Source organism: uncultured Jatrophihabitans sp., from assembly GCF_964252635.1.
GTDB lineage: Bacteria > Actinomycetota > Actinomycetes > Mycobacteriales > Jatrophihabitantaceae > Jatrophihabitans.
The window spans coordinates 23,607-47,611 of sequence record NZ_CAXUNP010000030.1; the positions used below are offsets into that span (position 1 = coordinate 23,607).

General features: G+C 70.5%; 23 protein-coding genes and 1 pseudogene. 12 read left to right on the forward strand and 12 right to left on the reverse strand.

The genetic code is table 11. The features are described from left to right. Positions 1-219 (forward strand): annotated as a pseudogene (locus ACFFCA_RS13650) (serine/threonine protein kinase); the annotation flags it as partial. 97 nt (positions 220-316) lie between these two features. Here the strand turns inward: ACFFCA_RS13650 and ACFFCA_RS13655 are convergent. Beyond that, a complete protein-coding gene (locus tag ACFFCA_RS13655) occupies positions 317-922 on the reverse strand; it encodes a dihydrofolate reductase family protein (protein ID WP_375485669.1) in 606 nt (201 codons plus the stop codon). A 40-nt stretch (positions 923-962) separates the two neighbouring features. Then, on the reverse strand, positions 963-1,361 hold the full coding sequence (locus tag ACFFCA_RS13660; protein WP_375485671.1) for a winged helix-turn-helix transcriptional regulator: 399 nt from the start codon (positions 1,359-1,361) through the stop codon (positions 963-965). Positions 1,362-1,451: 90 nt separating this feature from the next. On the opposite strand from ACFFCA_RS13660, the gene ACFFCA_RS13665 reads away from it, so the two are divergent. Then, the gene (locus ACFFCA_RS13665) at positions 1,452-2,099 is read left to right on the forward strand and encodes an NAD(P)-dependent oxidoreductase (RefSeq protein ID WP_375485673.1); all 648 of its coding nucleotides are present in this window, start codon (positions 1,452-1,454) and stop codon (positions 2,097-2,099) included. Between the two features lie 68 nt (positions 2,100-2,167). Here ACFFCA_RS13665 and ACFFCA_RS13670 read toward each other — a convergent pair whose 3' ends face one another. From ACFFCA_RS13670 to ACFFCA_RS13680, 3 genes are all read right to left on the reverse strand, one after another. Next, the gene (locus ACFFCA_RS13670) at positions 2,168-2,992 is read right to left on the reverse strand and encodes an alpha/beta fold hydrolase (protein WP_375485675.1); all 825 of its coding nucleotides are present in this window, start codon (positions 2,990-2,992) and stop codon (positions 2,168-2,170) included. Between the two features lie 143 nt (positions 2,993-3,135). Beyond that, positions 3,136-4,128, reverse strand: coding sequence for a GlxA family transcriptional regulator (locus ACFFCA_RS13675; RefSeq protein ID WP_375485677.1), 993 nt, complete (start codon positions 4,126-4,128; stop codon positions 3,136-3,138). A 32-nt stretch (positions 4,129-4,160) separates the two neighbouring features. Next, positions 4,161-5,411, reverse strand: a complete 1,251-nt coding sequence (locus ACFFCA_RS13680) for an MFS transporter (protein ID WP_375485679.1) — start codon at positions 5,409-5,411, stop codon at positions 4,161-4,163. Between the two features lie 69 nt (positions 5,412-5,480). Between ACFFCA_RS13680 and ACFFCA_RS13685 the strand changes: the two genes are divergently transcribed. The 4 genes from ACFFCA_RS13685 (at position 5,481) to ACFFCA_RS13700 (ending at position 9,108) form a co-directional block, all read left to right on the forward strand. Beyond that, the gene (locus tag ACFFCA_RS13685; RefSeq protein ID WP_375485681.1) at positions 5,481-6,533 is read left to right on the forward strand and encodes a DUF5937 family protein; all 1,053 of its coding nucleotides are present in this window, start codon (positions 5,481-5,483) and stop codon (positions 6,531-6,533) included. After that, positions 6,508-6,762 (forward strand): Smr/MutS family protein, encoded by a 255-nt coding sequence (locus ACFFCA_RS13690; RefSeq protein WP_375485683.1) that lies wholly within the window; start codon positions 6,508-6,510, stop codon positions 6,760-6,762. Before ACFFCA_RS13685 ends, ACFFCA_RS13690 begins: the two co-directional genes overlap by 26 nt. A gap of 94 nt (positions 6,763-6,856) precedes the next feature. Continuing rightward, positions 6,857-8,704, forward strand: coding sequence for a gamma-glutamyltransferase (gene ggt, locus ACFFCA_RS13695; protein ID WP_375485685.1), 1,848 nt, complete (start codon positions 6,857-6,859; stop codon positions 8,702-8,704). Between the two features lie 95 nt (positions 8,705-8,799). Beyond that, a complete protein-coding gene (locus ACFFCA_RS13700; protein ID WP_375485687.1) occupies positions 8,800-9,108 on the forward strand; it encodes a Rieske (2Fe-2S) protein in 309 nt (102 codons plus the stop codon). A gap of 49 nt (positions 9,109-9,157) precedes the next feature. Here ACFFCA_RS13700 and ACFFCA_RS13705 read toward each other — a convergent pair whose 3' ends face one another. Continuing rightward, positions 9,158-10,711 carry an MFS transporter gene (locus tag ACFFCA_RS13705; protein WP_375485689.1) on the reverse strand — a complete coding sequence of 518 codons (1,554 nt, stop codon included), beginning with the start codon at positions 10,709-10,711 and terminating at the stop codon, positions 9,158-9,160. Between the two features lie 72 nt (positions 10,712-10,783). Between ACFFCA_RS13705 and ACFFCA_RS13710 the strand changes: the two genes are divergently transcribed. Together ACFFCA_RS13710 and ACFFCA_RS13715 are read left to right on the forward strand one after the other, a co-directional pair. Further along, complete coding sequence (locus ACFFCA_RS13710; RefSeq protein WP_375485691.1) at positions 10,784-11,419, forward strand: TetR family transcriptional regulator; 636 nt, start codon at positions 10,784-10,786, stop codon at positions 11,417-11,419. 125 nt (positions 11,420-11,544) lie between these two features. Next, the gene (locus ACFFCA_RS13715) at positions 11,545-12,201 is read left to right on the forward strand and encodes a class I SAM-dependent DNA methyltransferase (RefSeq protein ID WP_375485693.1); all 657 of its coding nucleotides are present in this window, start codon (positions 11,545-11,547) and stop codon (positions 12,199-12,201) included. Here the strand turns inward: ACFFCA_RS13715 and ACFFCA_RS13720 are convergent. After that, entirely contained in the window at positions 12,193-12,942 is a 750-nt protein-coding gene (locus ACFFCA_RS13720; protein ID WP_375485695.1) for a class I SAM-dependent DNA methyltransferase, read from the reverse strand. The two genes, ACFFCA_RS13715 and ACFFCA_RS13720, sit on opposite strands and share 9 nt — an antisense overlap. A gap of 71 nt (positions 12,943-13,013) precedes the next feature. Further along, the gene (locus tag ACFFCA_RS13725; protein ID WP_375485697.1) at positions 13,014-13,676 is read right to left on the reverse strand and encodes an LLM class flavin-dependent oxidoreductase; all 663 of its coding nucleotides are present in this window, start codon (positions 13,674-13,676) and stop codon (positions 13,014-13,016) included. Between the two features lie 229 nt (positions 13,677-13,905). Between ACFFCA_RS13725 and ACFFCA_RS13730 the strand changes: the two genes are divergently transcribed. Further along, positions 13,906-15,006, forward strand: coding sequence for a nuclear transport factor 2 family protein (locus tag ACFFCA_RS13730; protein WP_375485699.1), 1,101 nt, complete (start codon positions 13,906-13,908; stop codon positions 15,004-15,006). A 52-nt stretch (positions 15,007-15,058) separates the two neighbouring features. On the opposite strand, the gene ACFFCA_RS13735 is transcribed toward ACFFCA_RS13730, so the two are convergent. Genes ACFFCA_RS13735 through ACFFCA_RS13745 form a run of 3 tightly spaced genes read right to left on the reverse strand, consistent with a single transcriptional unit; the run spans position 15,059 to position 18,680 of the window. Then, positions 15,059-17,173: a xanthine dehydrogenase family protein molybdopterin-binding subunit gene (locus ACFFCA_RS13735; protein ID WP_375485701.1), complete on the reverse strand. Its 2,115-nt coding sequence runs from the start codon at positions 17,171-17,173 to the stop codon at positions 15,059-15,061. Beyond that, on the reverse strand, positions 17,170-18,168 hold the full coding sequence (locus ACFFCA_RS13740; protein ID WP_375485703.1) for an FAD binding domain-containing protein: 999 nt from the start codon (positions 18,166-18,168) through the stop codon (positions 17,170-17,172). Before ACFFCA_RS13740 ends, ACFFCA_RS13735 begins: the two co-directional genes overlap by 4 nt. Beyond that, a complete protein-coding gene (locus tag ACFFCA_RS13745; RefSeq protein WP_375485705.1) occupies positions 18,165-18,680 on the reverse strand; it encodes a 2Fe-2S iron-sulfur cluster-binding protein in 516 nt (171 codons plus the stop codon). The genes ACFFCA_RS13740 and ACFFCA_RS13745 overlap by 4 nt, the downstream gene beginning before the upstream one ends. Positions 18,681-19,127: 447 nt before the next feature. Here ACFFCA_RS13745 and ACFFCA_RS13750 point away from each other — a divergent pair, with 447 nt between their 5' ends. Continuing rightward, positions 19,128-19,526: a hypothetical protein gene (locus tag ACFFCA_RS13750; protein WP_375485707.1), complete on the forward strand. Its 399-nt coding sequence runs from the start codon at positions 19,128-19,130 to the stop codon at positions 19,524-19,526. 117 nt (positions 19,527-19,643) lie between these two features. Here ACFFCA_RS13750 and ACFFCA_RS13755 read toward each other — a convergent pair whose 3' ends face one another. Next, positions 19,644-20,225: a GNAT family N-acetyltransferase gene (locus tag ACFFCA_RS13755; RefSeq protein WP_375485709.1), complete on the reverse strand. Its 582-nt coding sequence runs from the start codon at positions 20,223-20,225 to the stop codon at positions 19,644-19,646. Positions 20,226-20,401: 176 nt separating this feature from the next. Between ACFFCA_RS13755 and ACFFCA_RS13760 the strand changes: the two genes are divergently transcribed. Together ACFFCA_RS13760 and ACFFCA_RS13765 are read left to right on the forward strand one after the other, a co-directional pair. After that, positions 20,402-22,078, forward strand: coding sequence for a hypothetical protein (locus tag ACFFCA_RS13760; protein ID WP_375485711.1), 1,677 nt, complete (start codon positions 20,402-20,404; stop codon positions 22,076-22,078). Positions 22,079-22,130: 52 nt separating this feature from the next. Beyond that, positions 22,131-23,723, forward strand: a complete 1,593-nt coding sequence (locus ACFFCA_RS13765; protein ID WP_375485713.1) for a hypothetical protein — start codon at positions 22,131-22,133, stop codon at positions 23,721-23,723. Positions 23,724-24,005: the final 282 nt, after the last annotated feature.

Below are 24,005 nucleotides of genomic sequence, written 5' to 3' on the forward strand. Positions count from 1 at the left end.
GACGGTGGCAGCATCCAGAATGGCTCCACCACGCACGGCGGTGACGGCGCCCGTGGCGGCGACACCGGCGCGAACCACACCAGCACCGGCAGCTCGACCAACACCCAGTCGGGCAACAGCAACACCAGCTCGAACACGCAGTCGGGCAACGGGGGCAGCGGTTCGGTGACCAGCACGGTCACCAGCACCGCGGGCTCGCTGTGCGGCTGCCCTGCGTAAAGCGGAGGGCACGGTAAGGGCCTGCATCTAGGCCTGCAGTCGCCGGGAACGGGGGAGCACACCCGTTCCCGGCGAACGGCCGGTGGTTGTCGCGCGGTCAGACGATGCGGCTGTAGCGGATGTGGGTGGTCAGCGGCGAGTGCAGCACCTCGACAGGCTCGAAGTCGAACGACCCGAGCCCGTCGAAGATGCGTTCCCCTGACCCCAGCAGTACCGGGGCGATGTCCAGGGTGAGTTCGTCGACGACCCCGGCCGTCAACGCCTGGCGGACGGCCGAGGCGCCGCCCGCGATGTCGACACCGCGATCCCCGGCTGCCTCGGACGCCGCTGCGTACGCCTCGTCGAAACCTCCGGTGACGAAGTGGAAGGTCGTCCCACCGTCCATGGGGATGGGGTCGTGCGCGTGGTGGGTGAGCACGAACACCGGTGCGTGGTACGGCGGCTCCGGACCCCACCAGCCCGACCACGGCTCGTCCCACTCCCCCCGGACCGGGCCGAACATGTTCCGGCCCATGACGTAGGCGCCGCGCGGGCGCATCAACCAGTCGGTGGCGCGCCGATCGGCGTCCGTGGCGCGCGGGTCACCGATGTGCCAGCCGTGCAGCTCCCGGCCACGCCTCCCGAGCGGGTCGTCGCGGCTCTGGTCCGGCCCGGCGACGAAACCGTCCAACGACATCGACATGTGGCACGTGGTGTCCGACACGGCAACCTCCGCAGTGTGTGGTGACATTCGTGTCGTACGTCTACCGCACGCCCCCGACACCGAGCCCGTCGTCGTGCGCCTCCTGCGACGCGGTGATGTCGTCGAGGTGCGCGATTGCCCAGTCCTGCAGGGCGTGCAGGGGCTCGCACAGAGTGCGTCCTGCCTCGGTGAGGGCGTATTCGACCCTTGGCGGGACCTCCGGGTACACGGTGCGCCGCACCAGGCCGTCGCGTTCCAGCCCGCGCAGGGTCTGCGTGAGCATCTTCTGCGAGATGCCGTCTATCCGGCGCAACAGCTGCGAGAAACGGGCGTCGCCGTCGCTGAGCACGCCCACGATGAGCACGGTCCACCGGTCACCGATGCGGTCCAGGATGCGGCGGGTGGGGCAGTCCGCGCGGTAGGGGTCGCCGAACACCGTCCGGGGCTGGTCGGTTACCACGAGGTGCCTACTTCCCGTTGGAGACCTAGGTCCGTACGGTGATCAGAGTGCGTCGTCAGGCGCCGGTTGTCACGCGCGAAAGGGATTGTCGTGTCACGTATCGCCGTCATCGGAGGCACCGGTTACGCCGGTGCGGCCATCACCGCGGAGGCCGCCCGCCGTGGTCACCAGGTCACCGCGCTCAGTCGTTCGGCGCCGGACGCGCCGGTCGACGGCGTCACCTACGTCGAGGGCGACGCCGCCGACGAGACGGTCCTGCAACGGGTCATCTCCGGATCCGACGCCGTCGTGGCTGCCCTCGCCCCGCGCGGACCGTTGGCTGCCACGTTCCGCGACGTCAACCGCACCATCGCGCGACTGGCCGACGCCGCCGGCGCGGCCCTGTTCGTCGTCGGCGGCTACTCCTCGCTGCGACCCGAGCCCGGGGCGGACCGGTTCGTCACCGACCTCAGCAACGTCCCTACCGAACTGCACCCGGAGATCCTCGCCGGGGCAGCCCTGATCCTCGAGGACCTGCCGGCGACGCCCGAGAGCCTGGACTGGGTCTTCGTCAGCCCCGCCCTCGGGTTCGGCGCGCACGCACCCGTCGAGCCGGTCGGCTCCTACCGCCTCGGCGGGGAGGTGGCCGTGCAGCCGCAGGATGGCGGCACGATCTCCGCCCCCGACTACGCGCTCGGCGTCGTCGACGTGATCGAGCGCCGCGAGCACCACCGGGAGCAGGTCAACCTCGCGGCGTGAGCAGTGCCTAGGTCATCGCCGGCCTGGACGCCGGTGCCGTCCTGGCGGGCGCTGCCTGCCCGAGCTGATCAGGATCGGAAGAACGCGAGCAGGTCGGCGTTGATCGTGTCGGCCTGGGTGGCCGGCATGCCGTGCGGGAACCCCGGATAGATCTTGAGGGTTCCGTTCTGGACGAGCTTGACGGACAACACGCCCGCGTTCTGATACGGAACGACCTGGTCGTCGTCACCGTGCATGACCAGCACCGGCACGCTGATCTTCTGCAGGTCCGGCGTGAAATCGGTCTGTGAGAACGCAACGACCCCGTCGTAGTGCGCCTTGGCACCACCCATCATTCCCTGGCGCCACCAGTTCTGGATGACGGCCTCGATCGGTTCGACGCCCGGGCGGTTGAAGCCGTAGAAGGCTGTCGCGGCGAAGTCACGGTAGAAGGCGGAACGGTTCGTGGCGACCTGCACCTGGATGTCGTCGAACACCGACTTCGGCAGTCCACCGGGGTTGGCGTCGGTCTGCACCATGATCGGGGGCACGGAACTGATGAGCACCGCCTTGGCCACGCGGTCCTCCCCGTGGCGTGCGATGTAGTGGGCGACCTCGCCACCGCCGGTCGAGTGACCGACGTGAATGGCGTCCCGCAGGTCCAGATGGGTGACCACGGCGGCAAGATCGTCGGCGTAGTGGTCCATGTCGTGGCCGTTGCTGGTCTGCTCCGAACGACCGTGACCACGCCGGTCTGCGGCGACGACGCGGTACCCGTGGTTGACGAAGAACATCATCTGGGTGTCCCAGTCGTCCGACGACAGCGGCCAGCCGTGGCTGAACACGATGGGCTGGCCCGAGCCCCAGTCCTTGTAGAAGATCTCGGTGCCGTCGGATGTCGTGATCGTGCCCATGGCCGTTCGCCTCCAGATGTCCCGGTGGGCCGGCCAGCTCCGGCCCACGGTCGAGTGTGGGCGGTACCGGCCCGCCCTGCCCCACATCGTTGGCCAGGTATGCCAAGGATTCGGCCAACTTGGAGGTAGCGGTCCGGCGGCGGCTACGTGGTGGACGAGAAACGCCGCTGGTAGGTCCTCGGTGAGATGCCCAACCGGTCGACGAACGCCCGTCGCATCGTTTCGCTGCTGCCGTAACCGGCCTGGATGGCGGCGCCCGTCACGGAGTGGCCGGCGTCGAGCATGTCCCGGGCGAAGCCGAAGCGCACCATGGCCAGATACTCCGCCGGGGAGACCTCGAGTTCGGATCGAAAGAGCCGCGTCAGGCTGCGGGTGCTGACGTTGGCGTAGCGCGCGAGATCCTGGACGGTGTACGGATGTGACAGGTCGCTGCGAACCAGGTCGACGACTGCGGTCACGGCGGCAGACCGGGGCGCGGGGCCTTGCAGTGACGTCGAGAACTGGGTCTGGCCACCGGCGCGTCGCATGTACACCAGCAGCGTGCGCGCTGCGTGGCGCGCTGCGTCGGCGCCCAGATCCTCCTCGACGAGCGCGAGAGCCAGGTCGATCCCTGCTGCGACACCTGCCGAGGTGTAGACGCAGCCGTCGCGTACCCAGATCGAGTCCGGGTCGACCTTGACGGCAGGAAAACGTCGTGCCAGTTCGGCGGTGTGCTTCCAGTGCGTCGTAGCCCGACGCCCGTCCAGCAGGCCGAGCTCGGCGAGCAGGAACGCGCCGCTGCAGATCGACACGAGTCGACGCGTGTCCATTGCCAGCGCCTGGACCGCGCCGAGCAGTCTGTCGTTGAGGAACGTCGCGGGCGGCTGGTCGCTGCCGGGGATTATCACGGTGTCGAACCGGCCGCCCTCCGCGGCCGCGCACTCGACCGCGACCCGCGCTCCGATCGACGTGGTCACCTCGGCGCCGTCGGGCGACAGGAAGACCAGGTCGTAGCCGGCGGCGTCCCCGGTGGCTTCGACGAACACCTCCGCCGGGCCGGCCAGGTCCAGCATCTTGACGCCGTCGAACACCACGATGCCCACCCGACGGCGGTGGTCGACGTGGGCGGGGGGTGTACAGCGCCACGTGCGCGTCATGGCGTCATGATGGTCGAGACGCCTCATCGCGATCAAGCCATGGGCAGCGCGCCACGCGGAGTTCGTGCGGACCCGCGGGCGGCCGCATCGTCCTCCGGACCGCCACCGCCTCGCGGTCGACGAGAGCCGACGGCATAGACCACGACCGCGGCGCCCAGCGCGGCCATGGTCGGCCCTGGGTGCAGCACGTCGGCGAGCGCACCGGCCACCACGGGCCCGACACCCTGCCCGGCCATCGACCCGGTGCCCGCGAGCCCGAAGCCCACGCCCTGCTGCGCCGCCGGGAGCGCCTGCCGGAACGCCTGCTGCCCGCAGAGCTGGTAGGACAGGCAACCGCACGCGACGGCGCAACAGCCCGCTGCCACCGCGACGCCCGGCGTCATCGCGAGCGGCAGCAGTGACGCCCCGACGCCGACCAGCAGCCACGGCAGTGCCCGGGCGCGGGCAGCGGGTCCGAGCAGCCGGCCGACCACGAGGTCGCCGATCGTGCTGCCGACGGGAAAGGCGGCGAGCAGCACGCCGGTCGCAGCACCGGATCGACCGAGGGACCCGACGTAGGGCACCACCAGCGACTCCGCACCGACCAGCAGCGCGAGCGGTATCCACCAGGACAGCAGGATGCGCCGCACCGGCGCGTCGCGCAGCAGGACAGCGTTGGCGCGCCAGGTGTCGCCGAGTCGCCACCGATCCGCGTGCTGCACCGGCCGGGTGCGCGGCAGCAGGGCCACGGCCACGAGACCGAGCAGCTGCAGACCGCCGCTGAGCGCGAACGTCGCCGACGTACCGACCGCAGCCACCAACGTGCCACCGACGGCAAGCCCCAGCAACTGGCCACCCGACGAGATGAGCGTGAACACCGATCGGCCCAGCACGTACAGCTCACCGTCGAGCAGCCGGGACACCAGCGCCGACTGGGCGGCCGAGGGCACCGGGAGCAGCAGCGCGGTCACCGCCGCAACCGCGATCGCCGCAGCGGGCGGCAACCCGCCGAACGCGAGCAGCATGCCGGCCGTTGCGCGGAGCAGGACGCCGGCCGCGAGCAGCAGACGGGCCGCCCAGCGATCGGCGAGGGAGTTGAGCAGGACGCCGCCCGCGAGCTGGGGCAGGAACCCGGCCGCGAAGGCGCAGCTCGACCACAGGGCCGACCCGGTCGCCCGGTAGACCGCGATGGACAGCGCCAGGATCTGCAGGCTGCTGGTGAGCACGGTCGCGGACGACAGCGCGTACAGGGCGGGAACGCCCCGAATTCCCAGCAGCGCACGGTACGTCGGCTTCGGTGTCACGTCGGCCAGCCTGCGACGACGCGTGGATCGACGGTAATGTTACGTCGACGAGCGAAAGGTCAGAGAGCAATGCTGCGTGTGGTGGTCGGGCCCGACGACCTCGCCGCGAGTCGGTTCGCCATCGCGCCGATCTACGAACTGACCCACCTGTTGAGCAAGCTCGACGAGGTCGGAGCGCGGACCCCCATCGGGGGGATGGTGCGTGCGTCTCGCTGGGCGGCGCGCTATGCGCCGCTGCGCGGCAGCCTGGACGACCGGACGCTGCGTTCCTTCCGACGGACCGCCTGGGGCGCCGATTTCATCTCCCCGCCACCGTCGGGGATGGCACGTACGCCCGCCGACGACATCGCCCTGATCCGGTCGACTCCCCTGCGCCTGGCCCGTGAGCAGATCCGGCGGGCGCTCGAGGGCACCGGCCCGGTGGACGACGACGTTGCGGCCCTGCTCGCGCGCCGCGACGTCGTGTCCCGGCTGGCCGACATGCTCGAGGCCATGTGGCAGGTGCTCGTCGCCCCCGACTGGCCCCAGTTGCTGGCCATCGCCAAGCGCGACGTGCTGCACCGCGCCGAGCGACTGGCGCGCGAGGGGTGGGCGGGAGCGGTGGCCGAGCTGCACCCGAAGCTGCGCTGGCAGGACGGAGCCGTGCTCGTCGGTGCCCGGCCGGACGAGACGGTGCAGCTGCGGGGCCGCGGCATCACCTTCGTGCCGACGGTGTTCCTGCACCCGAGGCTGGCCACCCTATTCGAGGATCCGTGGCCACCGACGATCGTGTACCCCGCGCGGGGCAGCGCGGCGTTGTGGGAACCGACGGTGACCGTCCCGGGAGCGCTCGGCCGGTTGCTCGGCACGTCCCGCGCCGACCTGCTGGTGCGCCTCGAGACGGCTGCGTCGACCACCCAGCTGGCACGCGTCACCGGCCTCGCGGTCGGGGCGGTCGGTGACCACCTGCGCGTGCTGCGCGAGGCGGGGTTCGTGACCGGCACCCGGACCGGGCGGTCGGTGGTCTACCGCCGCACGCCGATCGGCGACGCGGTCGCCGCCGGCGCGGGCGAGTGGTCGGCGGCCCAGACCTTGCCCTCACGTGGACGATGGGGCGGTGAAGCTCAAGCTGGACCTGCATGACATCTACAACCGCGGCGACGAGATCGAACGTGCTCTGCGCTCGATCATCGACGAGGCCGTGGCCAAGAAGGCACCGCTTGTCGAGATCATCCCCGGCAAGGGTTCCGGCCAACTGAAGAAGCGGGTGCTGCGCTTCCTCGACCGCAAGGACGTCAAGGCGCTGTACCACCGCGTCGAGAAGGACTCGGACAACTTCGGGCGGGTTTTCGTCCACTTCCGCTGGAAGTAACGGCGGCGTCGCGTCTGTGGCGAATCGCGGCCGATGACCTGTTCGTCCGGACGTGGTAGGAACGAGGCTCTGACTGTCTGCACAGGAGGGCCTCATGATGCGCGGTCGTCACATCACTGTCGTTCTGGCCACCGGGGCCCTCGTTCTCACCGGCACGGCGGCCGCCGCCGCCCACCCACCACGCGGTCACGGCCTGACCAAGCAGCCCGTCGCCAGCGGCTACGGCGGCGCCGTCGTGTCCGACACCGTCGAGTCGACCCAGGCCGGGCTGGACGTGCTGCGGCACGGTGGAACGGCCGCCGACGCCGCGGTTGCCGTTGCCTCGACGCTCGGCGTGACCGATCCGTTCGTCGCCGGCATCGGTGGTGGCGGTTACTTCACCTACTACGACGCACGCACGCACCGGGTGTCCACCATCGACGGACGGGAGACGACGCCGGCCGGCGATTCGTCGACCATGTTCATCGACCCGAGCACCGGCCAGCCCTACAGCTTCCCGACGGCGGTCACCAGTGGGCGGTCCGTGGGTGTGCCGGGCACCCTCGCGACCTGGCAGCGCGCCCTGCAGCGCTTCGGACGTTTCAGCCTGGCCCGCGACCTGCGCCCGGCCATCCGTGTCGCCAAGAAGGGCTTCACGGTCGACTCGACGTTCCGCGAGCAGGCGAGGGAGAACGCGAGCCGCTTCGCACAGTTCACCCCGACGGCCAAGCTGTTCCTGCCCGGCGGCCGACTCCCGGCGGTGGGCTCGACCCTGAAGAACCCGGACCTCGCGTCGACGTACCGGCAGATCGCCCGGCAGGGCACCTCCGCCCTGTACGGGGGTTCGCTCGGGCGCGATGTCGTGCACACCGTGCAGCACCTGCCGTTGGCGCCGGGTGCGACGCTCAAGCCCATCACCGGCCCGATGACGCTGGCCGACCTGCGTGATTACCGGGCCCTCGACCGGGCGCCGACCCACGTGGACTACCGCGGCTACGACGTCTACGGCATGGGGCCGTCCTCGAGCGGCGGCATCACGGTCGGCGAGTCCCTCAACATCCTGCAGAACTTCCACCTCTCCCCCGCCGACAAGACGGCCGCACTGCAGGACTACCTCGAGGCCAGCCGCCTCGCCTTCGCCGACCGCAACCGCTACATCGGCGACAAGGACTACGTCTTCGTCCCGCAGAAGGCACTGCTGTCCAAGGGTTTCGCCCGGCAGCGCGCGTGCCTGATCAACCCGACGAAGGCCGGGGTGAGCCCGGTCGCGCCCGGCGACCCGACCCAGGGTGGCAACGGCTGCACACCGCAGACGGCCGACACCACGCCCGGCAACGACGGCATCTCCACCAACCACTTCGTCGTCTCCGACAAGCGCGGCAACGTGGTCAGCTACACCAACACCATCGAGGAGCTGGGTGGAAGCGGCATCGTCGTCCCGGGCCGCGGGTTCCTGCTCAACAACGAGCTGACCGACTTCAACTTCGCGCCGACGCAGGGCAGCGCGTTCGACCCGAACCTGCCTGCACCGGGCAAGCGGCCGCGCTCGTCGATGTCCCCGACGATCGTGCTCAAGGACGGTCGCCCGTTCCTCGCGGTGGGATCGCCGGGCGGCGCGTCGATCATCACAACGGTCCTGCAAATCCTGGTCAACCGCATCGACCTGCACATGTCGCTCGAGAACGCGATCGCCGCTCCGCGCGCCTCGCAGCGCAACAGCGCCACCACGCAGGCCGAGCCGGCCTTCCTGCGCGAGCCGTCGACCAAGACCCTCGAGTCCTACGGGCAGAAGTTCGCGATCAGCAACACCTCGCCGCTCGACCCGACGATCACGATCGCACCCACGATCGGCGTCGCGGACGGCCTGGAGTTCAGGTCGCACGGGCGGGTCATCGCCGCGGGCGAGCCGACGCGCCGCGGCGGATCCTCCGCCGGCGTGGTCGACCCGGGTCGGCGCCGCTGACCCCTGACCGGACCTGTCAGCCCACTCGCCTTGCGGGGCACACCCACTGTGACCGGCGCTGAACCCCCACCCGGTGAAGCAGAGGGCGGCCCTTCATGGATCCAGTCGAGACAACGAGGGCCGGCGGCGTACACCGCGAGGGTCCGTGGGCGGTCGGTACGGCCCACGACACCGAGTTCGCCGTGTCCCGCCGGTGCCGCCATCAGCTCGCCGACCTGAGCAAGGGACACGTCGACGCGGACGGGTGCCTGGTCTGCCCATGGCACGGCAGCAAGTACGACGTGACCACCGGAGCCATGACGCAGGGACCCAGAGGGATCTTCGGGTACCACGGCGCGACGCCGCGCTACGCGCAGCTGGTCCTGGCCATCGGCCGCACGCTGCGGTTGCGCGTACGCCACTGACCGAGGGCCGGCACGTCACCGCCACTGATCGAGGGCCGGCACGTCACCGCTACTGGCCCGAGCCGGCACGGTCGGTGCTGGCCCCCGAGATGTCGGGCCGTCGGAGCAGAACGGCAACGGCCAGCGCTGCGCAGCAGGTCACCGCGGCTGCCGCGTAGACGGCCACGTGCATGCCGTCCACGAAGGCGTGCTGAGCGACCGGGCGCACCGCGTTGCCGAGATGGGCGGCGACGCCGAGTGAGGAACGGGCCTGCGCCTCGACGGGTGCAGGGACGCCTGGCAGGTTCAGGTGGCCGCGGTAGGTGGAGTCGAGCAGGCTGCCGAGCACGGCGATGCCCAGTGCGCCGCCGAGTTCCCGCGCCAGATCGTTCATCGCCGACCCGACGCCCTGCAGCGCCGGAGGGAGGCTGTCGGTCACTGCAGCGGTGGCCGGCGTCATCGCAAGCCCCATCCCGACGCCCAGCGGCCACAACCCGGTGACGACGAGCCAGTAGCTGCTGCTGCCGTCGAGCTGTGCCAGGACGGCAAAACCAATGCCCATCAGCACCAGGCCGCCGACGCAGCACGCGCGTTGCCCGATGCGGGCGACGAGTGGCGGGACCGCACGACTCGTGCTCAACATGCCCAGACCCATGGGCAGCATGCTCAAGGCCGCGACCAGCGCGCTGTCGCCGCGGACGAGCTGCAGGTACTGCATGGCGACGAAGACGAAGCCGAAGAACGCGAAGAACTGCAGGAAGATCGACAGCGTCCCGGCCGAGAATGCAGGCCTGGCGAACAACCGTGGGTCGATCAACGGGTGGTCGCAGCGCAACTCCCAGGCGACGAATGCGGCCAGCAGCGCGAGGCCGGCGACGAGACCGCCGACCGTCCGAGCCGCGGTCCACCCGTGGTCCGGCGCCTCGATGATCGAGTACACCAAGGTGCCGAACGCCGCTACGGTGCCCAACGCGCCGACCACGTCGATGCGGGGCGCGTCGGGATCTGCCGACGAGGGCACCACGGCAAGGGTTCCGACGATCGCCGTCGCGGCCAGGACGACGTTGAGCACGAAGATCGACCGCCACGACCACTGCTCCAGCAGCAGCCCTGAACACAGCAGGCCGCCGACCGCGCTCGCGCCGGCGACGGCCGCCCAGACGCTGACGGCGGCAGCCCGGCGCTCGCGCGGGAAGGTACCGGTGATGGTCGACAGCGTCGCCGGCATCACGAGCGCCGCCCCGACACCCAGCACCCCGCGCAATGCGATCAACGCGTGCACGCTGGTCGTGAAGGGTGCGAGGGCGGACCCGACGCCGAAGACGGCCAGACCGATCACCAGGGCGCGGCGGCGCCCGAACCGGTCGCCGATGGCGCCGCCGGCCAGCAGCAGCGCTGCAAAGACCAGGCTGTAGGCGTCGATGACCCAGGACAGGCTGGTCTGGCTGGCGTGTGTGTCGCGGGCGATGGAGGGCAACGCGACGTTCAGCGACGCCATGGCCGCCGTGACGGTCGCCAGGGCCAGGCAGGTGACGACCAGTACCGCCCGATGACGGACGGGTGTGGGCCGCTTCGGGTGCGGGCGGGACTGCACCCGCTCGGTCAGGGGAGCAGTGGTGATCATGGGCCGATCCTCCGGTGGACGGTGACAAGGTGGACCGAGGCTGGAGGACGCGGTTAGCTGTCCTCAACCATGATGAATTCCCCCGCGCCCGGGGCGGCGCCGCAGCGGGTGGCGGCGCCGCGGGGACGCCGTGCGGGCAAACCGGACACGCCCGCTCAGATCCTGGCCGTGGCGCAAGAGCGGTTCCTGCGCGACGGTTACCCGAACGTCACGCTGCGGACGATCGCCGCGGAGGCGGGCTGCGACGTCGCGCTGATCAGCTACCACTTCGGTTCCAAACGCGGTCTGTTCGGTGCTGCTCTCCAGCTGATCGTCAACCCGGCGGACATTCTGCAGGAGGTGCTCAAAGGCGACCTGCAGACGTTCGCCCCTCGTGCACTACGTGCCCTCGTGACGACCTGGGATTCTCCCGAAGGCGGTGGTCGGCTGCGTGCGCTGCTGCGCGACGCCGCCTCGGATCCGGCGCTGGGCGACGTGGTCCGCGGAGGGCTGCAGGCCGAGATGATCGACAAGATCGCCGGTCGTCTCGGCGGGGCCGACGCGCGCGTTCGCGCGGGCATGTTCTCGAGCCAGGTCACCGGCGTGATCTTCAGCCGCTACGTGATCCGGGTCGAACCCATCGCTTCGATGACCGTCGATGAATTAGTCCGGGCCCTCTCCCCCGCGCTGACCGTGACGCTGCGCGGCCCGCTCAGGCGACGGGGGTGAGCGAGCCCACGGCCGGGACGGTCAGCGCCGGGGTTCGCGGCTCATGGGCCGAGCAGTGGCCCCGTATCCGACACCTGGGATGAGCCCTCCGTCGTTGTCGGTGCGTCCCGATACCGTCGCCGACCGTGACCGACACCGTCCTTGCCGCCGATCTCGAGGCCGTCCGGTCGTCCTACGACGCGGTTGCCGACAACTACGTGTCCATGGGGGTCGGCGATCTCGGGCCGAGCCCCTGGCTGCGGGCGGCGCTGGACGCCTTTGCCGAACAGGTCCGCGACATCGGCCCCGTTCTCGACGCCGGATGCGGCCCGGGCACGGTCAGCGGTTACCTGCATGCGCTGGGTCTCGAGGTCTCGGGCATCGATCTCTCGTCACGCATGGTCGAGCACGCCCGTCGACGGCACCCACAGATCCGCTTCGAGGTGGCGTCGGTAACCGACCTCGCGCCACCCGCGGAGTCCCTGGGCGGCGTGCTGGGGTGGTGGTCGTGGTTCAACATCCCCCGGGGCCAGCTGCCGCAGGTCGCCGCCCGGATGGCCCGTTCCTTGCGCCCGGGGGGTCAGCTGCTCGTGGGAACCCACCGGGGGGACGGTGACGTCCGGCGCACGACCGCGTACGGCGATGTCCCGGTGGCGTGGACGACGCACCTGTACCAGCCCGAGCAACTCATGAACATGATCGTCGACGCCGGTCTGGAGATCGTGGCCGAACTGCGCGTGCCGGCGGACCCGCCACTACGCCCTCAGGTCGTGATTGCCGCCCGGAAACCGGCGTCAGCCTGAACCCGGGTCGGGCTTCTGCCACACCGACACGTGTGCAGGGCTGTCGCTGGTGAACGGTCGACGGTTCCAGTCGGCCCAGCGATCACGCAGGCGGAGCCCGGCGAGTTGCGCCATCAGGTCGAGCTCGGACGGCCAGACGTAGCGGAACGGGATGGTCCGGTACCGGCCCACCCCGTCGTCGAAGCGCACGTAGTGGCCGCTGTAGGTCTGGCCGGCGTGATCGAAGCTGTAGGCCACGATGCCTCCTGCATCCGCGCGGTAGCCCCAGATGTCCTGCCCGGCCGGCAGCCTTCGCAGCGGCGGCAGGGTGGTCTCGACGACGAAGCACCCGCCGGGAGCGAGATGAGCGGCCGCGTTGCGGAAACAGGCAACCTGCGCGTCCTGCGAGGTGAGGTTGTTGATCGTGTTGAACACCAGGTAGACCACCGCGAACAGACCGTCCACCGACGTCGTCGCCATGTCACCGATCGTCACGGCCACGGCCTCGCCGCCCGGCTTCGCGCGCAGCCGGTCCACCATTGCCCGGGACAGCTCGATGCCGGCGACCGGGACGCCCCGTCGCGCGAGCGGCACACCGATGCGTCCGGTGCCCACCGCGAGCTCCAGTGCCCGACCGCCGCCCGCCAGCGCGGCGATCAGCTCGACCGCGGGATCCACCGCCTCCGGCCGGAACATGGGATCCGACGGGTCGTCGTAGCGCGCCGCCACCGGTTCATCGAAGTACCCGTCCGTATCGTCCACGGCCGAAAACTAGTCCTGGGCGGCCATGTCCTGCCAACGGCTTTTGGTACCAACCTCGGGCTGGTCGTGCGCTACGCGCCGCTGAGTTCGGCGACGAGCGGCGCGAACGTGTCGGCGTTGTTCGCGCCGAACGCGAAGTAGGACAGGCCCATCTCCTCCCGGCGGCGCCGCAGCTCGTCGGCGGCGGCCGACGGGTCGCTCGAGAGGTAGGCGAGGGAGTCGGCTGCGTGCAGCGCGGAGGTGTCGGTGTCGGGCGGGGCCATGAACGGCGAGACGGTGCTGCCGACGACAGGGATGTGCATGGACAGTTCGACCTGTCGCGCGGTGCGGAAGTCGCGCACGCGTTGCGTGACATCGACGCGTGGTTCGTTCGGCGTCATCGCGAAGGTGACGATGTCCGCGAGCTCGTTCTCGATATCGGGCCGACCCACTCCGATACCCATCTCGAAACGGCCGTCGGTGAGGACGGTCAGCGAGTGCGCCTCCCATGCGGTCAGCCAGGGCGCGCGCAACGGGGCGGCGTAGACCCAGGTGCCGACCCGCACGTCGGCCACGGTGGCGGCAACGGCGAGCGCCGGTGCGGGGGCCGGTTGCGCCAGCGGGAAGTCGGGCACCAGCACCGTCGAATACCCCTGGCCGGCGATGCGTCGCACCTGCTCCCGCCACGCCGCCGGATCAGGTTGGAACGGCGCCACGATGCCGAAGCGGAACGCCGGGAGCCGGCTCGACGTCACGGGCCTTCCTCTCATCCGCCCTGGTTCGACTGTTCTCGCCGATGGTGTCAGGTCCGCGGGTTGAAGCGAAGCCCGAAAGACCGGAAGATGTCGACGGTCTCGGTCCAGTCGACGCGACGCTGGTCGGCGGCTTTCCCGAGCACGTGGCGACGGAACGCCGACGTCCGGACGCGCACGGTCTGCCACGCAGATCCGCGCCGACAGACCATCGATCGAGGGGACGAGCGTCATGACGAGGATCGCGGTGGCGGGCGCTACCGGTCACGTGGGTGCGGCCGTCGTCGACGTGCTGCGCACGTCAGGGCACGACGCGGTCGAGATCGCGCGGTCGGCCGGGGTGGACGTCATCACCGGCGACGGCCTCGACGACGCCCTGACCGGGGTGTCCACGGTCATCGACGTGCTGAACACGGCCGAGACGGACGCCGACGCCGCCACCGCGTTCTTCACCGGCACCACCGGGACGCTGCTGGCGGCCGAGGAACGCGCCGGCGTCCGGCATCACGTGCTGCTGTCCATCGTCAACGTCGACGCCGTGCCCGACAACGGGCACTACCTCGGCAAGGTCGCGCAGGAGGAACGGGTGCGATCGGGTACGGTGCCGTGGACGATCCTGCGGGCGACGCAGTTCCACAGCTTCGCCGCGATGGTCGCGGGCTGGACGACCGCGAACGGGGTGGCCACGGTCGCACCGCTACTGGTGCAGCCGGTAGCCGTCGCCGACGTCGCGCAGGAACTCGTCCGCCTCGCCCTCGGCGACCCGCAACGCCGTGCCGCCGAGCTGGCCGGACCGGACACCCACGATCTTGTCGACCTGGCGCGGCGCACCCTTGCTGCCCGAGGCGAATCGACAGCCGTACGCGCCAGCTGGCAGGACAACCCGTTCGGCACGTCGATGGCCGGTGAGGTGTTGCTGCCGGGCAGCGATGCGCAGACCGGCCCGACGACGTTCGAGGACTGGCTGTCCGCCGAGCCCGGGCCACGAACTCTGGCCGAGACCTACTACCAGGCGTGGACGGCGCACGACTTTGACCGGCTGCGGGATGTGCTCGCCGACGACGCGACCTTCCGCGGTCCACTCGGAACCGCCGACTCCGGCGACGACTGCCTGGCCGGGCTGCGTGGCATGAGTCAGATGATGACCGGGCTCGACATCGTGCGCATGGTCGTCGACGGCCCCGACGTCATCACCTGGTACGACCTGCTGACCGCGGACGCACCACCCACGGCGACCGTCAACTGGATGCACGTCGAGCACGGCGGCATCGCCGAGATCCGCGTCGCGTTCGACCCCCGTCCTATCCTCGACGCAAGCCAGTCGAAGGGCTGACGCGGCTCGACGGACAACTCGCAGGACGATCCTGCGGCCTAGGTCGCACCGCTCACCCGTCGGCGAGGACACCGTCCAGCAACTTGTCGAGCCGGATGGGGAGATCCCGGACGCGGACGCCGGTCGCGTGCCAGACCGCGTTGGCCACCGCGGCCGCGGTGCCGACGATGCCGATCTCGCCGATGCCCTTGCTGCCCATGGGGTTCAGGCTGTCGTCGCTTTCGGGCAGCCACAGCACCTGGAGGTCGCCGATGTCGGCGTGGGACGCGACGTGGTACTCGGCGAGGTCGTGGTTGACGTAGTCTCCCGTGTGCGGGTCCATGATCTCTTCCTCGTGCAACGCCATGCCGAGGCCCATCGTCATCGCACCGAGGAACTGCGAACGGGCCAGCCTCTCGTTGAGGATGTTGCCGGCCGCGAAGACGCCGAGCATCCTCGGCACGCGCACCTCACCGGTGACGGCATTGACCCGCGCCTCGACGAAGTGCGCACCGAACGCGTGCTGGGACAGCTCTGGCTGGTCCTCCAGTTCGTCGGTCGTGTCGTAGGTCGCGGACAGGCCGTCAGGCGGAATCGGGCCGTCGATCCGGCGGAGGAGCTGCTCGCTCGCGCGGACAATGGCGCGGCCCCAGGAGGCCGTGCCGGACGAACCGCCGGCTACCGAGGCCATGGGCAACGCGCTGTCGCCGATGGAGATGTCCACGTCCTCCATCCAGCAGCCGAGCGCGTCCGCCGCGATCTGCGTGAGCACCGTACGTGCGCCCTGTCCGATGTCGGAGGCGGCCACGGCAACCTGGAAACGACCGTCCGGCGTCGCGGAGACGCGCGCGCTCGACGGCATCGACATCGCCGGGTAGGTGGCGCCGGCCACGCCGGTACCGACCCACCACTCGCCGTCCCGGGTCCGGCGCGGGCGCGGGTCTCGTGCCGCCCACCCGAACCGCTCGGCACCGGCGTGCAGGCAGTCCAGGTAGTGCCGGCTGGAGAACGGCGTGTGCTCCTCCGGATCCTCATCGGGCTCGTTGCGCTCGCGGAGGACGATCGGGTCGATCCCGAGCTTGTCGGCCAGCTCGTCCATCGCCGACTCGAGCGCGAACATGCCCGGCGCCTCCCCCGGTGCACGCATCCATCGCGGGCTGGGCACGTCGAGCCGCACCAACCGGTGAGTCGTGCGACGGTCCGGCGCCGCGTACATGTGTCGGGTGGCGACGGCGGTCTGCTCGGCGAACTCGACGATCGTCGAGGACTGCTCCCAGACCTCGTGGCTGACGGCGGTGAGGTGGCCCTCCGCATCCGCGCCGAGCCGCACCCTGGAGATCGTCGGCGTCCGGTAGCCGGTCAGCGAGAACAGCGCCTGCCGCGGCAGCGCGAGCTGCACCGGCTGCCCCACGACACGCGCGGCGAGCGCGGCGAGCACGACGTTCGGGCGGGCACTTCCCTTGGAGCCGAAACCACCGCCGACGTGCTCGTTGAGCACGTGGGCGTTCTCCGGCGCGACGTCGAACAGCGTCGCCAGCGTGCCTGCCACACCTGGGGCGTGCTGGGTGGAGTCCCAGACGGTCAGCCGGTCCGCGTCCCAGCGGGCGACGGTGGCGTGCGGCTCCATCGGGTTGTTGTTCAGCGGCGACGTGCTGTAGGTCTCGTCCAGCACCACGGCCGCGGCGTCGAGCGCCCGGTCCGGATCGCCGATCACGCTGTCGGTGTCGAACGCCGGGTTCACCGTCGGCGGTGCGTAGAACCCCGGGTGGCCGAGGCGGATCTCGGTGTCGTGGTCGTCCTCGTCGATCTCCATCGACAGCACCCGAACGGCCTCTCGCGCGTCCTCCGGCGAGGTCGCCACGACCAAGGCGATCGGCTGGCCGCGGTAGGCGATCTCTGCCGACTGCAGCACCGACAGTTCGGCGTCGTCGGCCTCCTTCAGCGAGGGTGCGTTGCCGTGCCAGATCACGGCGACGACGCCGGGCAGCGCGAGGCCGGCCGGCACGTCGACGGAACGTACGGTGCCCTTGGCCACCGGCGCCTGGACGACCCAGGCGTGCAGCAGCCCTTCCTGCGGGTGCTCGGCGGCGTAGCGGGCCGACCCGGTGACCTTGAGCGGGCCTTCGATCCGCGCGACGGGCGCGCCGAGCGTCGAGGTGTCGGTGGGGCGCGTTCCGAGGGTGGTCATGAGCAGGCTCCGTTGGTCAGGGATTGCAGGACGGCGACGGTCATCGAGCGCAGCAGCGGCACCTTGAAACCGTTGTCCCGCAGGGGCTCGGCACCTTCGAGTTCGGCGTCGGCGGCGGCCGCGAACGACTCGGCGGTGGCCGCCCTGCCCCGCAGCACGTCCTCGGCGCGGTACGCCCGCCACGGCTTACCGGCGACGGCACCCCACGCCAGCCGGACGTCGCGCACGGTGCCGTCGGCGACGTCGAGGGCGGCCGCGACCGATCCGACGGCGAACGCGTACGACGCGCGGTCGCGCGCCTTGCGGTAGGTCGAGGCCGCACCGAAGGACAGCGCCGGGAGCTCGACGGCCGTGATGAGGTCGGCGTGGTCGAGGACGGTGTCCCGTGAGACGTCGTCACTCTCGGCCGGGGTGCGATGCAGGTCGGTGAGCGGGATGCGCCGGTCCCCGTTCGGCCCGGTGACCAGGACGGCCGCGTCGAGCGCCGCCATCGCAACCGCCATGTCCGACGGGTGCGTCGCGACGCACGACTCGGCGTTGCCGAAGATGGCCAGGTTGCGGTGGTCGCCCTCCCGCGCCGGGCAGCCAGTGCCCGGAGCGCGCTTGTTGCACGGCTTGCTCGGGTCGGTGAAGTAGACGCAACGGGTGCGTTGCAGCAGGTTCCCGCCGGTCGTGGCCACGTTGCGCAGCTGGCCGGACGCACCGGCGAGCAGGGCCTGGCTGAGCACCGGGTACCGGGCCGTCACCTCCGGGTGGGCGGCGAGGTCGCTGTTCCGGACTCCGGCGCCGATGCGCAGACCGCCGTCGGGGGTCACCTCGACCCCGTCGAGCGGCAGCCTGCTCACGTCGACCAGTGCATCCGGGGTCTCGACGCCGAGCTTCATCAGGTCGACGAGGTTGCTGCCGCCGCCGAGGAAGTGTCCGTCGGGCCGGGCGGCCAGCGCGAGGACGGCGCCCGCGACGTTGTCGGGGCGGGTGTAGTCGAAGCTCCTCATGCGCGGGCCGCGTCCCGGATGGCCGAGACGATGTTCGGGTAGGCGCCGCAGCGGCAGATGTTGCCGCTCATGCGTTCCCGGACCTCGTCGTCGTCGAGGTCGACCGGGGTGGCCGAACCGGCCGGTGTCACGGCGCTGGGCCACCCGTCGGCCACCTCGCGCAGCATCCCGGCGGCCGAGCAGATCTGGCCCGGCGTGCAGTAGCCGCACTGGTAGCCGTCGTGGTCCAGGAACGCCGACTGCAGCGGGTGCAGCGACTCGGTCGTGCCGAGCCCCTCGATCGTGGTGATCTCGGCGTCCTGATGGGCGACGGCGAGGAGCAGGCAACTGTTGACGCGGCGCCCGTCGAGCAGGACGGTGCACGCACCGCACTGACCGTGGTCGCAACCCTTCTTCGCCCCGACAAGGTCGAGGTGCTCGCGCAGCGCGTCCAGGACCGTGGTGCGCACGTCCGCCTCGAGATGGTGCACGGCGCCGTTCACCCGCAGGCTGATGGCTGGTTTCTGGGTCATGGTTCGGTACCTCGTCAGGTGTCACGCGGCAGTGCCGTCACGGCCGTCCGGCCGCACCTAGGGACTACCCAACTCCCCCCGGGTACACCGTCGGGTCCTCACGGCCTTGATCGAACGGCGGTCGAGAGCAGCTGCTTCACCCTGCCGGCCTCGGCTCGGGACGGCACCGTAAAGCGGCCGGTGGACCCGCCCGCGCCTCACCCGCCCACGTACTGAGCAGGGCTAGCCGAGGCTCCGGGGCAGTCGGTCGTCCGGCGACGGAGCCAGATACCGGCGCGCCCACCGCTGGGCCCGACGTTCTGCACGCACTCGGAACGACGCGCTCGCGAGGACGAAGGCCAGGATGGTGACTGCGAACCAGTCCCACCGGTCTGTCTGCAGCGCGCGGACGACGGTGAACGCAGCAAACGCGATGACGACGACCAGGAACACCCTCGATGATCGACGGTGTCGGAGTGCGTCATCGATGATCATCCGGGCGATGACGAGATCGCCGGCGGGAACCGGTTCCTTGCGCAGCATGAGCGCCCGGACACGATCGCGCTCGGTACCCACGGGCGCAGTCTGCCCCACAACCCACCGGCCGCCGGGGGAACCCATCGCTGCGTTGCGGTCTCGTCCTGCACGGGTACAACCGTCGACGTGATGGTGACGTTCGTCCTGGACGATGCACTCGGGCAGCGGCGCGACCTGTCGCGACACGACATGGACTCGGCACCGCACGTGGACGAGCTGGTGGAGATCAAAGGGCAGGATTACGTCGTTGAGTCCAGACGCTGGAAACTGGGACGACTTGCCCCCTCGCTCACGATCACGGTGCGCTCGGTGATGGAACAAGCCGTCTGAGAGGCAGCCGTCGGGCCGCGGCACGCAGCTGGGACGGTCACTTTGCCCTGTCTCCGGCACTCCCCGCCGACGCGCGGACGTGGCGTGCCTGACATGCAGCCTCGCGGCGTCACCGGATCACAAGAGTCGGTCCACCTCACCGGGGTACAGGGCGATACGCGCGTGCTCGAAGTCGGCGCGGTACCTCGCCGACTTCGCGGAGAAGAACTCGGCCAGGGTGACCTTGTCGAACGCGCTCGCGTCGCTGCTCAGCGGACGGTCGACCGTGCCGCCGACCAGCACGGCTCCGGGCAGGACGGGCCACCCGGCTCGTTCGTAGAACGGCGCCAAGGGGCGGTCGCAGGTGAAGATCCCGATGTCGGCGTCGCCGGCGGCCATCACGTCGCGGGCGGTCCTGACCAGGTGATCACCGTGCCCGCGTCCCCGCCGGTCGGGATCGGTGACCACGGTGCTGAGGCCGCTTACGCGGAAGGACACGTCGACGTGGACGATGCTCGTGCTGAGGATGGCCAGTGACGCCACCACCGCGCCCTGTTCGACGAGCAGCACCGACACGGGGCGCAGCGCCGGGTCGTGCAAAGGAAGGTCGGCGTCGCCGGTGGAGCCGTCAGGCGTCGGCCACGCACGTTCGTGCAGTGCCCGGACCTGCCCCTGCAGCTCCGCCGGGACGTCCTGCTCCGGCAGGACCAGCACGTCCACGGCTGTCCTCCTGTCGGTCGTCGGGGCGATCTGTTACGGATCCGGGGGAATTGTCCCCGCCGCCGATACGGACGACGAACCAAGATCGCGAGTTGGCTTCCCATGATCCACAGCAGCCGCTTAGGATCCGCTCCGCGGGAACGTGATCATCGCGTCCCGGAACGGGAGGAATCGCGATGTCGTGGCAACACCGGCGGCCGGTTGCGCCGCGACGCAGGAGCGCCCGGGGGGCTCTGGCCGGGCTGGCGTTGGTGCTGGTCGCCGCCGGCACCGTGGCGGTCGCCCCGAGCGCCGACGCCGCTACCGCTGCAGTGCACATCGTCACGACCGACACCGGTCAGCTCGAAGCGGTGTTCCCGCAACCCGTGATCTGGGCCCAGCTGACCGTGCACGACACGGACACCGGCGCCACGGTCCTGTTCCAGACCGACGACCTGGTGCTGGAGTACGCCGCCGACGGCCTGGCGTTCACCGCCCACACCGACCACGCTGTCCGACTGCCGTCCGGGACACCGCTGGGCGACTACGTCACCGACGTCGATTACCGCTACGCCTCCGGAACGGTGCAGCACCGCGCCGGGGCCACCGACCCGACGACGAGCACGTTCGACTACGCCGAGCACGCCCAGGTGTCGTCGGCGTCGGTCGACCGCGCCGCGACGGACTACGCCGACCAGACCTTTTCGGTGAGCGGGACAGCCGAGGTCGACGACCCGCGCGACGGAACGTCCGCAGCGCCCGCCGCCGGAACCACCGTCGAGGTCGACGGCACGACCTACGACGTGCAGCGCAAAGCTCACTCGTTCGAGACGAGCGGTACGACCGACACCGACGGGCACTTCAACGTCCCCGTCACGCCGGGCGGCGCTCTGTCCGACGCCACCGTCACACTCGTGACCGCCGATCCCGACACGGTCGACTCGGCGCCTACGGCGCTGCCCTTCGTGGACGCGGTGCCGTCGCAGGCCCGGTCCTACGCGACGCCGACCACGGTGCGGTTGCACGCGGGCGGCTCCGTCACCCTGACCGGCGTCGCTCAGATCCTCACTGCCGACGGATGGCAGCCCTTGACCCACGAGCTTGTCGGCACGTACGTCGACGGGCTGCTCGTAGCGTCGGGGCGCACCGGCGCCGACGGACGGTTCAGCTACCAGCTGCGTCGTTACAGCGCTGCCGACGCAGACACCGAGGTTGTTGCCACGCCCTACCTGACGGCCATGAACTACACGGACACGTCGATCGCCGTGCCCACCCGGGCCACCCTGTCCGGGTTGCGTCTCGCGCTCGACGCCTACGGCACCGTGACCGGCAAGGGCACGGTGCACGGGCCGTGCGGCAGCCAGAGCCTGGCTCTGGAGGTCTCCTCGAACGGCCGCACCGGCTGGCATCGCCTGGCCTCGACGACCACGGCCTACGGCAGCACCTCGTGCAGCTTCTCGCTCCACGCCGACGGGTACGTGAACGCCTACTACCGCGTCACGCACGCCGAGAGCGACGCGATGCTCGCCCTCGTCTCCCCCGTGTCGCACCTCTACCGCACGCCGACGCGCATCACGGGGCTGCACCTCAGCCCGTCACGACCGACACGCAACGGGACGTTGACGGCGACCGGTCAGCTGCAGCAACGGATCGGCACGTCCTGGCGCAGTCTGTCCCGCGGTGGCCTCGTGCTGATCTGGCGTCCGCGGGGCGACACCGAGTTCTACAAGATCAAGGCCGGCCGGACGACCACGAGCGGGCGCTTCACGATGCGCGGCAAGGTCTACGGCAGCGGCGCCTGGGTCGTCATCTACCAACCCGACGGCCACCACTTCTACACCGAGACGGCGGTGCGCGATGTCAAGGTCCGCTGACCGACGCGGGCGGTTCGTTGCCGCCGGAGCCCTACTCGTACTCGCGCTCGGCGTGACGCCGGCCCTCGCGGACCCCGCGTCAGGTGACACGGTCGGGATCGGGCCCGTCCGCCCGACGTTCCGCGACTCGTTCTCGGTGCCGGTCTGGACGGACGCAGCCGGGGCGACGGTGCACTCGGTCACCGCCACCCTGCACCACGACAATGACAGCGTTCCGATCGTGCTCACCGACGACGACGGCACCTGGCGGACGCCGTCCCGCCTCGAGCTGACCAGGGACGGGGGCACGATGCCGGCCCTCGGCGCCTACGTCATCGACCTCACCGCCACCGATGACCACGGCGACACCAGCACGCGCACCGATGCCGGCACGCTCGACTTCACCATCACCCCGATGTTCGACACCGTCGGGGTGAACACCCTGAGTTTCAACCCCGCCGGCGTCTCGGTCGGCGCGCACCGCACCGCGGCGTCCGGGAGGCTGCTGGGCCTGCGTCCCGGCTCCGACGTCACCGTCCCCCTCGCGGGGCAGGACGTCACGGTGACCAAGTACGAGGGCGGCGTTCAGCCCGACGTGCAAGTCGTCACCACCGGTGGCGACGGGCGGTTCACCACGACCGCCTTCGACCAGGGCGACTCGGCCCAGTACGCAGCAACGGCGACCGTCGACGAGCCCGACATTCACGGCACGGTGACCTCGATCCCGGACCGGCCCGCGGTGTCGTGGACCCCGGCCGACATCAGCGCCTCCTCGAGCCCGGCGCTGGTCGGTGCCGGACAGCACTACGTGGTGCGCGGCAGCGTCGTCCTGCAGAACACGAACGCCGCGCAGAGCCTCGACGGCCTGATCGTCCAGGTGCAGTCCGACGGCTTCCCGGGCGGGCCGCAGTGCACGACCCACACCGACACGACGGGTCACTTCTCGTGCACCCTGACCGCCATCGCGCACTACCTGCAGAACAACTGGTCGGTCACCGCGACCGGGCCGTTCCTTTCGGCCGGCCCCACCTCGGGAACGGTCGCCGTGGCCGATGACTCCGCGTACCACGGGACGCACATCACGCTGGCGTCCAACGGCACCGTCACCGCGACCGGCAGCCTGGTCGCGCCGTTCGACAGCAACGCGGTCTACGACCACCAGGACACCCGGTTGGAGTACTCGGCGAACGGTCGCACGGGCTGGACGTCGATCGGTCACGCCGCCAACAAAACCTCGTCTCCGAGCTTCACCGTCACAGGCGCCGCGCGCCTGACCGGTGCGTACTACCGCGTGCACCATGAGCTCGATCGCCAATTGGCCGAAGCCGTCGGACCGGTCGTCCGGCTCGCCCGCACCGACGCCCGCATCGTCGGCAACAACGCGACGCCTGAGCCGATCAAGTCCGGGCGCACGATCACCGTCAGCGGGACGTTGCAGCAGAACGTGAGTGGTTGGCGGGCAGCACCCGGTCAGCTCGTCGACCTGTACTTCCACGTGCGTGGCGCCAAGAGTGCCACCTACGTGACGCACGGCCGCACCGACTCGCACGGCCGCATCGCCCTGCACGCGAAGGCCACCAAGGACGGGTACTGGGAACTGCACTACTTCGGCGACGGCACCCACTTCGACGGTTACGCCACGCCCGACTACGTCGACGTCCGGTGAGCCGACTGCTGCCCGTCCATTCGAAACACTGAAGCGGGATACCTGCCTCACCCTTCAGCGCCGCCGCGTATGAATTGAATGACCTCTGACGACGCGTTGAGTACCACTGCTCCTATGCCGCGTTGAGCGTGCGCCGGGGTCGTCGATACGCGCGCGGGTTTGGAGTAGAAGAGGTCGCGTAGATGAATGAGCGGGTGTGGGATCAGCCATGATCAAACCGTCATGCCTGCGAGTTCAGGCGGTCAACGCAACACCTCGGCTAACGCCTCCGATGGTGTCTGG